This window comes from Vibrio sp. AH4 (genome assembly GCF_030710545.1).
In the GTDB taxonomy this organism is placed as follows: Bacteria; Pseudomonadota; Gammaproteobacteria; order Enterobacterales; family Vibrionaceae; genus Vibrio; species Vibrio metoecus.
This window is the reverse complement of sequence record NZ_JALAIV010000001.1, coordinates 870,374-883,635: the sequence shown is the minus strand read 5'-3', so window position 1 is coordinate 883,635 and position 13,262 is coordinate 870,374. Positions and strand designations below refer to the sequence as shown.

At 48.0% G+C, this 13,262-nt stretch carries 13 protein-coding genes; 10 read left to right on the top strand and 3 right to left on the bottom strand.

Features of this window, described 5'->3' with window-relative positions:
- Positions 1 to 173 precede the first annotated feature (173 nt).
- Complete coding sequence (locus MKA69_RS04200; RefSeq protein WP_305847552.1) at positions 174 to 1,376, top strand: hypothetical protein; 1,203 nt, start codon at positions 174 to 176, stop codon at positions 1,374 to 1,376.
- A gap of 66 nt (positions 1,377 to 1,442) precedes the next feature.
- The gene (locus MKA69_RS04195; protein WP_305847551.1) at positions 1,443 to 1,610 is read left to right on the top strand and encodes a hypothetical protein; all 168 of its coding nucleotides are present in this window, start codon (positions 1,443 to 1,445) and stop codon (positions 1,608 to 1,610) included.
- A gap of 65 nt (positions 1,611 to 1,675) precedes the next feature.
- On the opposite strand, the gene MKA69_RS04190 is transcribed toward MKA69_RS04195, so the two are convergent.
- Positions 1,676 to 3,214: a PAS domain-containing methyl-accepting chemotaxis protein gene (locus tag MKA69_RS04190; RefSeq protein WP_055028132.1), complete on the bottom strand. Its 1,539-nt coding sequence runs from the start codon at positions 3,212 to 3,214 to the stop codon at positions 1,676 to 1,678.
- Between the two features lie 63 nt (positions 3,215 to 3,277).
- Complete coding sequence (locus MKA69_RS04185) at positions 3,278 to 4,192, bottom strand: DMT family transporter (protein ID WP_055033091.1); 915 nt, start codon at positions 4,190 to 4,192, stop codon at positions 3,278 to 3,280.
- A gap of 122 nt (positions 4,193 to 4,314) precedes the next feature.
- On the opposite strand from MKA69_RS04185, the gene rmuC reads away from it, so the two are divergent.
- From rmuC to MKA69_RS04145, 8 genes are all read left to right on the top strand, one after another.
- The gene (gene rmuC / locus MKA69_RS04180; protein WP_305847550.1) at positions 4,315 to 5,847 is read left to right on the top strand and encodes a DNA recombination protein RmuC; all 1,533 of its coding nucleotides are present in this window, start codon (positions 4,315 to 4,317) and stop codon (positions 5,845 to 5,847) included.
- Between the two features lie 44 nt (positions 5,848 to 5,891).
- Positions 5,892 to 6,674 carry a bifunctional demethylmenaquinone methyltransferase/2-methoxy-6-polyprenyl-1,4-benzoquinol methylase UbiE gene (ubiE, locus tag MKA69_RS04175; RefSeq protein WP_000132701.1) on the top strand — a complete coding sequence of 261 codons (783 nt, stop codon included), beginning with the start codon at positions 5,892 to 5,894 and terminating at the stop codon, positions 6,672 to 6,674.
- A gap of 26 nt (positions 6,675 to 6,700) precedes the next feature.
- Entirely contained in the window at positions 6,701 to 7,306 is a 606-nt protein-coding gene (locus tag MKA69_RS04170; RefSeq protein WP_025987768.1) for an SCP2 domain-containing protein, read from the top strand.
- Positions 7,303 to 8,937, top strand: coding sequence for a ubiquinone biosynthesis regulatory protein kinase UbiB (ubiB, locus tag MKA69_RS04165; RefSeq protein WP_305847549.1), 1,635 nt, complete (start codon positions 7,303 to 7,305; stop codon positions 8,935 to 8,937). Before MKA69_RS04170 ends, ubiB begins: the two co-directional genes overlap by 4 nt.
- A gap of 59 nt (positions 8,938 to 8,996) precedes the next feature.
- A complete protein-coding gene (gene tatA / locus MKA69_RS04160; protein ID WP_000508968.1) occupies positions 8,997 to 9,245 on the top strand; it encodes a Sec-independent protein translocase subunit TatA in 249 nt (82 codons plus the stop codon).
- Between the two features lie 3 nt (positions 9,246 to 9,248).
- Complete coding sequence (gene tatB / locus MKA69_RS04155) at positions 9,249 to 9,656, top strand: Sec-independent protein translocase protein TatB (RefSeq protein WP_000459625.1); 408 nt, start codon at positions 9,249 to 9,251, stop codon at positions 9,654 to 9,656.
- Between the two features lie 76 nt (positions 9,657 to 9,732).
- Positions 9,733 to 10,485: a twin-arginine translocase subunit TatC gene (gene tatC / locus MKA69_RS04150; RefSeq protein ID WP_019828626.1), complete on the top strand. Its 753-nt coding sequence runs from the start codon at positions 9,733 to 9,735 to the stop codon at positions 10,483 to 10,485.
- Positions 10,486 to 10,796: 311 nt separating this feature from the next.
- Positions 10,797 to 11,798: a cytochrome-c peroxidase gene (locus MKA69_RS04145; protein ID WP_000869717.1), complete on the top strand. Its 1,002-nt coding sequence runs from the start codon at positions 10,797 to 10,799 to the stop codon at positions 11,796 to 11,798.
- A gap of 105 nt (positions 11,799 to 11,903) precedes the next feature.
- On the opposite strand, the gene dinF is transcribed toward MKA69_RS04145, so the two are convergent.
- Positions 11,904 to 13,259 (bottom strand): MATE family efflux transporter DinF, encoded by a 1,356-nt coding sequence (gene dinF / locus MKA69_RS04140; RefSeq protein ID WP_305847548.1) that lies wholly within the window; start codon positions 13,257 to 13,259, stop codon positions 11,904 to 11,906.
- Between the last annotated feature and the right edge of the window lie 3 nt (positions 13,260 to 13,262).

The window sequence follows — 13,262 nt, the reverse complement described above, 5'->3', positions numbered from 1 at the left end:
TGAAAGGGTTTGCATCGTGAGAAACTTGCGTTTTATGCATCATGCAAACCCAATTATCAGGCTTATTCCGACCCTACGCATTTAGATGCTATTGGTAGTAGATAAGCTAACAGTAGCTTGGGTTCCTTTCGTTTTTAGAAACATCTCAAACGAGTCAATAAATTGATTAATTAATGAATCAGGCTAGTGGTATATGTCCCCAATCGGATGAGTCGCTTCAGAGCTTTATTCATAGGATGATGCTTCGTGTTGGCTGGAGCGATTTTACAACCCTTATAACTCATGGAGGATGGGGGAGTAATCCGTCTGTTCCATACGAGGTGAAACAGGAATTCGATGCATTTGATGCTTCCATACTCTTGGATCTCTTTGAAAACCAGTATTATGCAAATAATAATTACAGCTTATTTGATGGAAGATTTTCACATATAAGCCTATTCCAGGAAACCTTTTTCCCTCATAAGAAGAAAACCTTTTGCGGAAGCAGAGTACCATTACGTTTCTGTAGAGCCTGCATAGAAACACAACTTCACGAAAGGGGGTTCTCGTATTTTAAGTTGGATTGGTTGTACGAAGCCTTCTGTGAAATTCATGCGACACCTCTACTCAAAGTTAAGGAAAGCTTATCTCTTTCAAAAATTAAAAACACATTGAAGTTTGTTTTTCTGGCTGATTGGCATGAAATTTTAGATGTGGTTTCAGAAGAGGTGTTGCTGGAGGATGAACATCATAAAATCGAGGAGTCAGATTTAACAAGATATAACCGAATGCTAAGCTTCTCTCCTTGCGCCAAAAGGGGGCTGGTCGAATACTTTATGAGTAGTTCTGATTATTACCCAACAGGTTGCTCTTCAATTGCTGATTATGGTTTTCTCTCCAAAATCCAGAGAGACCTCCTGTTTAAAAAAAGGAAAAGGGATTCGTTACAAAGTCACCTTGAGGAAGCTTATGAATATGAATTGAGTAATAATTATCACTCATTAATTGAGCATTGCATTAAAGATCTTGAGATCATGGCTATTCACCATTTTGGTAAAGGACACTGGGTAATTAAATCTACTAGTAGAAAATGTGTAGACTGCTTAAGACACAACGTCGACGATTTCAGGTCTTGCCCAGCGGCTGGTATTATCAGTTGCACAGGTGGATATTTATCATCGGCAGAGAATCAATGCGATAAATCACTGGATAGTCTGGAATCAGATGTTGAATTACATCAAAGGCGATTGAAAGTAACCGATGGTGAGCGGTTTGTGCGAGACAGAATTGAGAAAAGTAGGGCTATTACTGCCGCAGGAGGACCGCAAGCTTATCGCAGAGAACGTGAAGCGCGCCTAAAGGCGGCTGCGAAAGCGTTGGACCCCCTGATTTCGTAGGAATCATCGCACTGCTACAATAGCGGAAACGCCCATCTGAACAAAAAACGATCAAAAGGTGATTCTATGGCTAGAACATTGGAAGAACTTCTCCAGCAGGAGAAACCTGAGGTGGTTGAAGCAGCAAAAGATAAAGCTGAAAAAATTCTCAGGGAGCTTGAGGGTGTAGATCAGGACACTCCCCAAGACGAGCTTGATGAACCGGCTGATAACCACTCCCCCGGATCAAGTTAGTGTACAAACTTTATTGTTCCAAGCAAGGATCTAGTGTACAAACTTTATTGTCGCTGCACATAATCCTAAGATTTAAATGACAAGCCGAGCGCTGACATGGCATCGGCTTTACTTTTCACATCCAATGCCAAATCCGCAACGGATTGAGCGTCTTGCAGTGTACGAATCGAAGCATCTTTAATGTTGAGCAGGTTCTGATTGATCTCTTTAGCGACAATACTTTGCTGTTCTGCGGCGGTGGAGATTTGGGTTGCTGCATCATCAATACTGCTGATCGCCTGATTCAGGGCTTGGATTTCTGAACGGGTTTCCTGCGTAGTATGAATGCAGGCATTAGCGAGTTGTGTGCCGCTGTTCATCGTGTTTTTGAGTTGTTGCAGCGCATCCAGAATTTCTTGCATCGAGACTTGGATCCCTTCTGTCGCTTTGTGAGTGCGCTGGCTTAAGGCGCGCACTTCATCGGCGACCACGGCAAACCCTCTGCCTTGTTCTCCCGCGCGAGCGGCCTCAATTGCCGCGTTGAGTGCCAATAAATTGGTTTGATCAGCAACGCCAAGAATCTCGTTCATCACTTGCCCAATCGCGGCAATTTTCTCAGCCATCACTTCAGTATTGGCTGAGGAAGTCTCAACCTCTTTTACCAAATGAGCCACTTGCTGTTCGGTATTATCGATTTGTTTGGCGGCATGGTGGCAAAGTTGAGTCGCTTGGTGCACTTGCTCTGAAGAGTGACTGCTGTTGCGCGCGACTTCGGCGATGGTGGCGACCATTTCTTCCACCGCAGTGGAGATGGTTTCAAGTTCTCCATTTTGCACTTCGACACTTTGGCTTGAGCTGTGTGAGATCTGTTCTAGCTCTTTCACTTTATCGCGCAGTGCTCGGCTGGCATCCAGCACTCGACCTAAAATCGTGCGGTTGCGCCCTTCATCCATTAACAGATGAAACTCCGCTTGGTTGCTGGGCGTATTGCAATAAACCCAACGTGACACACTATCGTATTGTTGGCGCAGTCGATCATTAAAATGAGGCAGGTTAATCACCTCACCATAAAAAAGCAGAAAATAAAACGCGGGAAGCAATAAACACCAGTATGGGGAATAGAAAATAGAAGCCAGCGCGAGAGCCCCAGTAACCAGTAATGAAATAAGTAGCTTATGGGTTGCCGAGAGTTGCAGCCTTGGCGTAATGCGTTGGCCATGTTGAATTGCGCGATAAGCTTTTTCGGCACGCTCTCGCACCTTGGGGTCTAATTGACGACGTACAGATTGATAGCCAACCAGCTGACCTTTTTCATAGATTGGTGTAACAAACGCATCAACCCAATAGTAGCGGCCATCTTTACAGCGGTTTTTCACCGCGCCGCGCCAAGCGTGTTTGAGTTTCAGGTGATCCCACAAATCTTGAAAGGCTGCCTTGGGCATATCAGGATGACGAATAATGTTGTGATTTTTATGCTGTAACTCTTCAGCGGTATACCCCGCGACCTGACAGAATGCTTCATTGGCGTAGGTGATAATCCCACGAGTGTCGGTGGTGGAGACCAGTTCGACATCGTTGGGAAACGTCACTTCTTCGTTGATCACGGATTGATTACGGCGATTCATCATCACCTCCTAAACACTAGCCTTGTGCTTAAAGTGTAATCAATTTTGATTGTTCTGCAGGTTTTACAGTGATTCGGTTTGTGTGGCAGATGCACCGTTGGCTTTACCTTTCCATTGCTGCACGATCAAACCGGCAATAATCAGCACTAAACCGATCAAGGTGGTTGGGTGGATCGCTTCACCAATGATGGTCGCGAGCAGAAACAACGAAATAAAAGGCGAAGCAAAAATCAGGTTACTGATGCGTGCGGTGTTCTGGGTATTTTTCAGCGCGCTGAGCCAAAGTACAAACGTGATGCCCATTTCAAACAGTCCCACGTAAGTAACCGCTAACCAACCTTGGGTGGTGATGCCTTGCCAATTGAGGTTTTCGTACCAACACAGCGCCAGTGCAAACGGGATGGCGAGCAGAAAGCCGAGTAACACCCCAACGATCGGGTCAGCTTTATTTTTGGTGTTGAGAATCCAATATCCCGCCCACAGCAGAGTCGACAGTAGTGCGAGCCCAACCCCGAGTGGGCTTTCAAATTGCAGACCGAGCAGATCGCCTTTTGTGGCAATCACCACCACGCCAAGGTAACTCATGACACAAGCGATCCAATCTTGTTTACGAATCCGTTGGCCGAGAAACAGCGCCGCCATCAAGGTGAGGGTGATCGCCCAACTGTAGTTGATGGCTTGTGCTTGTGACGCGGGCAGCAGCGAATAGGCTTTAAACAAAATCAGGTAATAGGCGAGTGGGTTAATCAGCCCAAGCAGCAGGTAGTAAAACGGATTGGCCAGCAAAGTGGGGACGATCAGCTTAAGCTTGCCCATCGCAGCACAAATCACCAGTAAAGCCAGTGCAGAGACAATGCTCGCCACCGTCACCATTTGCAGCGGGTTCAACTCGGCCAGTGTTAATTTAAAAGCAGTCGCGACCGTTGACCACAACAGCACCGAAGCCAAGCCCAAACCCAACGCGCGTTTCTCATTCATCCTGAATTTCTCTTATTCCGATTTGTGGCTAGTCTAGGGGAGAATAAACGCGCAACAAACTGGACATTTATCCAGTGTCGAAATACCATTTTGATCGAGATAAATCACAGTAAGTGTTCAACATGCAATGGATTTTTGAAAATCAAAGCGCCTTGTGGTCGGCGTTAGTGAGTGCTGGTGCCACCGGGGCGGCGATCGGTTGGTGGGTCAAGCTGCGCTATCAACTGAAAACTCAATTGCTTGAGCAACAACTTGAGCAGCAAAGCCACTGGCATGTGCAGCAAATTCAGCAACTTAATGAGCAGCTCACCACTGCTCAGCAAGAGTTGGATGAGCTAGATGCCTTACGTGACAAAAACGAATTTGAACTCAAGCAATCACACGGCAAGTTAATGGCGGTGCTGGAAAAGCTGCGTTACTTTGAGGCGGTAAAACAAGAGCGCCAGCAATACGCCGATGAGCTAAACCAAGTACGCGCGGCAAAAGCCGAGTTAGAAAGCCAATTGCGTGAACAAGAAGCGCGTCATCAGCAGCAGTTGGTGGCGAGCCAAGAAAAATTGCAACTGCTTGAACGAGCCGAAGATCGCCTAAAACAGCAATTTGAGCATTTGGCCAATCAAGTGTTTGAGCACAAAACCGCGACAGTGGATGTGCAAAACCGCCAGAGTTTAGATGGTTTGCTCAGCCCACTCAAAGAGCAGCTCGAAGGCTTTAAAAAGCAGGTCAATGATAGCTTTAACCACGAAGCCAAAGAGCGTCACACCTTAGTGCATGAACTGCGTAACTTGCAGCGTCTCAATGAACAGATGGCCAAAGAAGCACTCAACCTGACGCAAGCACTGAAAGGGGATAACAAACAGCAAGGCAACTGGGGTGAAGTGGTGCTAGCGCGCGTGTTGGCAGAATCTGGGTTGCGCGAAGGGCATGAATACCAAACCCAAGTCAGCTTACAAAACGAAGCGGGCAAGCGTTATCAGCCAGATGTGATTGTCCATTTGCCGCAAAACAAGCAGGTGGTGATCGACTCAAAAATGGCCTTGGTGGCGTATGAGCGTTACTTCCATGCTGAAACGGATAGCGAGCGAGATAGTGCATTACGTGAGCACTTACTTGCGTTGCGTAACCATATTCGTGGGCTAGGGCAGAAAGATTACCATCAACTCAAAGGCATTCAGAGTCTTGATTATGTGCTGATGTTTATTCCGGTTGAGCCGGCTTTCCAAGTCGCGATTCAAGCTGACCCAAGCTTGGTTAAAGACGCGATGGAGCAGAACATTATTTTGGTCAGCCCCACCACTTTACTGGTGGCACTGCGCACCATTGATAATTTATGGCGCAACGAACGGCAGAACCAAAATGCGCAGGTGATCGCCGAACGTGCTAGCAAGTTGTACGATAAGTTGCGTTTATTCGTAGAAGATATGGAAGGGCTAGGTGGCGCGCTGGATAAAGCCAACCAGAGTTATCAAGGGGCGATGAATAAGCTGGTGACTGGGCGTGGTAACGCCATTCGTCAGGCGGAAAGCTTCAAACAGCTGGGGGTTGAGATCAAACGTTCTATCCCTCAGCCATTAGTTGAACGCGCGCAACAAGCGCCGGATCTGGAAAATGCCCCTTTAGTAGAAAGACATCCGATTGAGGATAAAGTAAACTAATCGCCCGCAGTCGCCGCAGTGATGACGGCCAAAGAGGAAAAATAATGACGGACACCAACGTGCTAGCAAATTCGGCAACAGACAATCAGGAAACGACCCACTTTGGGTTTGAAACCGTACGTAAAGATGAAAAAGTACATAAAGTCGCGCAAGTGTTTCACTCTGTGGCGGCCAAATACGACATCATGAATGACTTGATGTCAGGCGGCATTCACCGTTTATGGAAGCGCTTTACTATTGATTGTTCTGGCGCACGTCCGGGACAACGTATCCTCGATTTGGGTGGTGGCACGGGTGATTTAACCGCCAAGTTTTCGCGCATCGTTGGCGACAAAGGCCATGTTATTTTGGCGGATATCAATAACTCTATGCTCAATGTTGGCCGCGATAAACTGCGCGACATTGGTGTGGTCGGCAATGTGCATTACGTACAAGCCAACGCGGAAGAGTTACCTTTTCCAGACAACTATTTTGACTGCATCACCATCAGTTTCTGTCTGCGTAACGTGACTGACAAAGATAAAGCGCTGCGTTCGATGTTCCGTGTACTGAAACCCGGTGGCCGTTTGTTGGTGCTGGAGTTTTCTAAGCCGATCCTCGATCCGCTGTCGAAACTCTACGATACCTACTCATTCCACATTCTGCCTAAGATGGGGCAGCTGATCGCCAATGATGCAGACAGCTATCGCTATCTCGCTGAGTCGATCCGCATGCATCCGGATCAAGAGACACTGAAAGGCATGATGGAAGACGCAGGCTTTGAACAAACCACTTATTACAACCTGACCGGCGGCATTGTGGCGCTGCATCGTGGTTACAAATTTTAAGGGCTGCTATGTCATTGCTTGCAACCATGCCATTGTCTCCTCTGCTGACTGCGGTAATTGAAACCACGCTCAACACGCTCATTAATGATGATCCGGCTTTAGGCCGCAAACTGCTGCGCCTGAAAGGCAAAGTGATTTCGCTACATCTGCGTGAATTAAATCAATCTCTAACGTTTGTTTTTAGTCAGCGCATCGATGTGATGACGGGTTTTGAAGGCCAACCGGATTGCTATCTGGCACTAAACCTCTCGATTCTTCCTCAGTTGCGTGAACAGGCCAACATCACTCGTCTTATCAAGCAAGATAAGCTGGAACTGGAAGGCGATATCCAACTGGCGCAGAAGTTTGCTGAGCTGATGACCGATTGCAAACCGGATGTGGAAGAGTGGTTATCGCGTATCACCGGTGATGTGGTGGCACACAGTGTCGTGCATGGTGTGAAAAGCATCGCCGGCGCTTTAAAACAGCAAGCGCATAAGCATCAAGACCACTTGGCGCAGGTTCTGACCGAAGAGTGGCGTATCGCGCCACCGCCATTGGAAATTGCTTATTTCTGCGATCAAGTGGATGAAGTGAAAAGTCAGGCTGCGCGCTTAGAAGTGCGTCTTAGCCAGCTATTGGAAAAAGCATGAAACCTGCAGAGCTGAAACGTTTATACCGCATAGTTAAAGTTCAACTCGAATATGGCTTGGATGAGTTGCTGCCTGATCATCATCTGACCCGAGCGCCTCTGCTTGCGCGCAAATCTCTGTTCTGGCTGCGCAATCAACACACCGACAAGCAGTTAGGTGAGCGCTTACGTTTGGCACTGCAAGAACTTGGCCCGGTGTGGATCAAGTTTGGGCAGATGATGTCGACTCGCCGTGACCTATTTCCGCCGCACATCGCCGATCCCTTGGCGATGTTGCAAGATAAAGTCGCTCCGTTTGATGGCCTACAAGCCAAGCAATTGATTGAAAAAGAACTCGGCGCACCGCTGGAAACTTGGTTCGATGATTTCGACATCAAACCGTTAGCTTCCGCGTCGATTGCCCAAGTACACACTGCCAAGCTCAAGAGTAATGGTCGTGATGTGGTGCTGAAAGTGATTCGTCCGGATATTCGTCCGCAGATTGATGCTGACATTAAGCTGATGTATCGCGTGGCACGCATTGTGGCTAAAGCGCTGCCGGAAGCACGCCGTTTAAAACCGGTGGAAGTGGTACGCGAATACGAGAAAACCTTGCTCGATGAGTTGGACTTGCGCCGTGAAGCGGCCAATGCCATTCAGCTGCGCCGCAACTTCGAAAACAGCGAAGAGTTGTATGTCCCTGAGGTGTTAACTGATTTCTGTAATGAAACTGTCATGGTTTCTGAGCGAATATACGGCATCCAAGTTTCTGACTTGGCAGGACTTCATGCCAACGGCACCAATATGAAGTTACTGGCGGAACGTGGCGTGAGTGTGTTTTTCACCCAAGTGTTTCGCGACAGTTTCTTCCATGCGGATATGCATCCGGGTAACGTGTTCGTCAATCCTAACCATCCTGAAAACCCGCAATGGATTGGTTTGGACTGCGGCATAGTCGGGACACTGAATAGCGAAGATAAGCGCTATCTGGCCGAAAACTTCCTCGCCTTCTTCAATCGTGACTATCGCCGCGTAGCGCAACTGCACGTCGATTCCGGTTGGGTACCACTGGATACCAATGTTGATGAGTTTGAAGTGGCGATCCGCATGGTGTGTGAGCCGATTTTCGCCAAACCGCTGTGTGAGATTTCATTTGGTCACGTGTTACTGAATCTGTTTAACACCGCGCGACGCTTCAATATGGAAGTGCAGCCGCAGTTAGTTTTGCTGCAAAAAACACTGCTGTATGTCGAAGGCTTGGGGCGTCAGCTCTACCCACAACTCGATTTATGGCAAACCGCCAAACCGTTTTTAGAAAAGTGGATGGCTAACCAAGTGGGGCCACAAGCTTTCTTGCATGCATTGAAAGAGCGTGCGCCCTTATGGTTTGAAAAAATGCCTGAGCTGCCAGAATTGTTATATGACAGCTTAAAGCAAGGTCGTAACTTGAATCAGCGTTTAGATAATCTTTATCAAGGTTATCGCCAATCCAAACGCCAACAAGGGACGGGAAAGTTTTTGTTTGGTGTTGGAGCCACATTAGTCGTATGCTCGGCGATATGGATCTCCAACCAATTAGAACCTTTAGCGATCGGTAGCGCGACCATTGGCGTGTTATGTTGGCTATTGAGTTGGCGAGCTTATCGCCAGTAAGCGCCTTGTTGCGTCGATAAGTTCGAAGATTTGTTCACACATAACCCGAGGTAAAAGAGATGGGTGGTATCAGTATTTGGCAACTTCTTATTATTGCAGTTATCGTGGTATTGCTGTTTGGCACTAAGAAACTACGTGGTATCGGTGGTGACTTGGGTAGCGCGGTAAAAGGCTTCAAGAAAGCCATGTCGGAAGAAGAACCAAACACCACAGCAAATCAGAAAGATGCTGATTTCGAAACCAAAAATCTTGAGCAGTCAAAAACCAATGCGACTGCTGAAGTGAAAAAAGACAAAGAGCAGGCTTAAATCGTGTTTGATATCGGTTTTTGGGAACTGGTATTGATCGCTATTGTGGCGCTGGTGGTGCTAGGTCCTGAGCGATTACCGCATGCAATTCGTAGCGTGGCAAAGTTTGTCTCTGCAGCGAAAAGCATGGCGAATAGCGTGAAGGATGAGTTAGCGCATGAGTTGAAAGTGCAGGAGTTGCAAGAAAACCTGCGTAAAGCTGAGCAGATGGGGATGCAAAACTTATCACCAGAACTGCAAAAATCGGTGGAATCACTCAAGCAAGCCGCGCAGGAAGTGCAGCGTCCTTACGCGGCAACACCTAGCAGCGAAGCTACATCTAGCTCTACCAGTGGCGACAACAGTTCTGCTACTGAGCCCGATGTGCGCCTCGATAGTGCACCGCAACCGGCTGAAAAAAAGGCCGACTAAGCTATCTTTCCAAAGAGTTATCCAGGCTTTAACGCTGATGTGATAACTCTTTTTTGATCTGTCACATGAGGTTTGCATGTCTTCCGTTGAACAGACCCAACCTTTGATCAGCCATTTATTAGAGCTGCGTAATCGCCTACTCAAAGCGGTGGCTGCGGTCATCGTGGTGTTTATTGGCCTGATCTATTTCTCGAATGAGATTTACGAGTTTGTCTCAAAACCCTTAGTGGATCGGCTCCCAGCAGGAGCAACCATGATTGCTACTGATGTAGCATCGCCATTTTTCACGCCTTTAAAACTGACGTTGATTGCCGCGGTATTCCTAGCGGTGCCTTTCATTTTGTATCAGGTGTGGGCGTTTGTAGCGCCTGGCTTATACAAGCACGAACGGCGTTTAATCTTCCCGTTGTTGGTCTCTAGCTCGCTGCTGTTTTACTGCGGTGTCGCCTTTGCCTATTTTGTGGTGTTTCCGCTGGTGTTTGGATTTTTCACCGCGATTTCACTCGGTGGTGTGGAATTCGCGACCGATATCGCGAGTTATCTCGATTTTGTACTGGCGCTGTTTTTAGCGTTTGGTATCGCGTTTGAAGTGCCGGTGGCGATCATTCTGCTGTGCTGGACGGGTGCAACCACGCCTAAAAGCCTATCGGAAAAGCGCCCCTACATTATCGTTGGGGCATTTGTGGTCGGCATGCTGCTAACCCCACCGGATATGATTTCGCAAACGCTACTCGCGATTCCTATGTGCTTGTTGTTTGAAGTCGGCTTGTTCTTCGCCCGTTTTTATACCCGTGACGAAGCCGATGAAGGACAAGAGGAAGAAGAATAAAGAGCCGTGCTTTGAGCGCTGCGTAAAGTCAAGAAGGGTACCTTATCGGTGCCCTTTGTTTTTGGAATAGCACAAAGTTTGACTGACTTCGCTTTTTGATGATGTTGTCATCGCCATCTTTGATTTAAAGCAAATCTATCTTGGTTAGTGTTCGCACCGCGGCGAATTTCTACTATTCATATAAGCAGGCTCTAATTTAAAGCGATTCGTAAACGCTTAGAGCATAGATTCAGTTGCACATCAGGAGCCGTAACACATGTCAGCAACGTAAAGCCACAATAAAACCAATAACATAAAACAAGGAAGCCATTATGAAAGTCGTTCTTACCTCGCTGAGCTTAGCGATATCCCTCTCCTTCGCTGGGTATGCTTTTGCGGCATCGCCAAGAAGCGAACCCGTTTCCCCCATTTTACCTGCGCAGGAAATCCACATTGGAAAAGCCGAGTTGGGTAAAAAACTGTACTTTGATCCGCGCTTATCCAAATCAGGGTTTATCTCGTGTAACTCATGCCATAACTTGAGCATGGGCGGCAGTGATAACTTAAAAACGTCCATCGGTCATAACTGGCAACAAGGTCCAATCAACTCACCGACTGTGCTCAATTCCAGTTTGAATATCGCCCAATTTTGGGATGGTCGAGCGGCCGATCTGAAAGAGCAGGCAGGTGGGCCGATTGCCAATCCGGGTGAAATGGCTTTTACGCATACGTTAGCCATTGATGTGTTGCAATCAATCCCAGCTTACGTGAGTGAGTTTCGCCTAGTGTTTGGTAAGCCAACCCTCGATATCGATCAAGTGACCGAAGCGATTGCGGAGTTTGAAAAGACCTTAGTGACCCCATACTCACGTTTTGACCAATGGTTAATGGGGGATGATAGCGCGATAACGGCTCAAGAGCTGGCAGGCTATGAGTTGTTTAAAAACTCGGGCTGCGTGGCTTGTCATAACGGCAGTGCGTTAGGTGGCAATTCGTTCCAAAAAATGGGTTTGATTGAACCGTATCAAACCAACAATAAAGTCGAAGGACTCAGTGCGGTAACCGGCGCTGACGCCGATCGCTTTAAATTTAAAGTCCCGACACTGCGCAATGTGGCGTTAACGTATCCCTACTTCCATGACGGAGAAGCGGCCACGCTTAAAGACGCAGTGGATATCATGGGGCGTTTACAGCTAGGGCGTAAATTTACCGATGATGAAAACGGTAAGATAGTGGCTTTCTTGCATACCTTAACAGGAGAGCAACCAAGCTTTGCTTTACCCATTTTACCGCCATCCAACGACAATACACCTAAGCCTCAGCCTTTTGATTAGTTGAGGTAAGCGCCTGCTGGCTCGGTGTTTTACCTGCCAGCGGGCTTTGCTATGTTTCGGGATGGCGATATCTAAACAGCTGCTACTTAAACGATCGGAGGTGGTTTAAATGGAAAAGCGAGCCGGTAAAAAAGTCCCCGCGCGCCATTGAGTATAAAAGGTAGCCCCTAAGGTAAAACCGCGCAGTGCCATAAAGCTGAGCATGGCTAGCCACAGGGCGTGATTACCGTAGTGGGTCATGAACCCGTAAATGGCAAAGAAGGCGACGGCCGAAATAGCCATGCTATTTCGCATCTCTTTGCCTTTGGTCGCGCCGATAAACACACCATCCAATAGAAAACACCACACGGCGATTAATGGCATGGCGACGAGCCAAGGCAGATAATGTTCCGCCGTTGCTTGAACGCTCGGAATGTTAGTGATCATCTGGATCAGATCCGATCCAAAACCTAAGAAGATCAGGCTTAACAGCAAACAGATCATGGTAGCCCAAAAGGTACTGCCAATCATGGAGGTACGCAGTTGGCGATCATCCTTGGCACCAATTGCTTTACCGACCATGGCTTCCATCGCGTAGGCAAATCCATCCATGCCGTAGGAAATCATCATCAAAAAGCTCATCAATACTGCATTCGCTGCTACGGTTTCATCCCCTAGTGCTGCACCTTGGAAGGTCATAAAGCTAAACACGGCTTGTAGGCAGAGTGAGCGTAGGAAGATGTCACGATTGAGCGCCACTAAACGGGAAAGCTCTTTGGTGATAGAAGGAATGAAAGAGAAAGGGGCTGGGAGCTGATGCTGCCGCCAGTAACGCACCACACACAGGAGACCAAACAAGAGTCCGGCATAATCGGCGATAACCGATGCAATGGCGGCTCCTTCGACTTTCAGCCCCAGTCCGAGTACCAACAGCAGATCGAGCCCAATATTGGTGAGGTTGGTGATGATCACCATCCACATTGGGGCGCGGGCATTTTGCGTACCCAGTAACCAGCCCAATAGCACAAAGTTAAGGAGTGCGGCTGGGGCGCTCCACGCACGAATAGAGAAATAGGCGTGCGCGTAGATTTTGACTTCGCTACTGGCATCGCTGAAGTGAAAAATCAGTTCGGCGACAGGGCGGTGAAACAGCAAAAACAGCGCGGCTAAACCAAGAGCAATGACGCTGCCTTGCAGTAAAACTCGACCAAGCTGCTGTGGATTTTGCGCGCCGTGCGCTTGGGCGGTTAAGCCTGTGGTCGACATACGTAAAAAGCCGAGCAGCCAGAACGTCACACTAATCATAGTGCTACCGAGCGCCACGCCGCCGAGATACCAAGCGTGTTCGAGATGACCGATCACTGCGGCATCGACTAAGCCAAGTAGCGGTACAGTAATGTTCGATAGCACCATAGGCAGTGCGAGCACCAAGACTTGGCGATGCACGCTCGGTTGTTTCAACGTTTGCAAAATCAGTGACACACA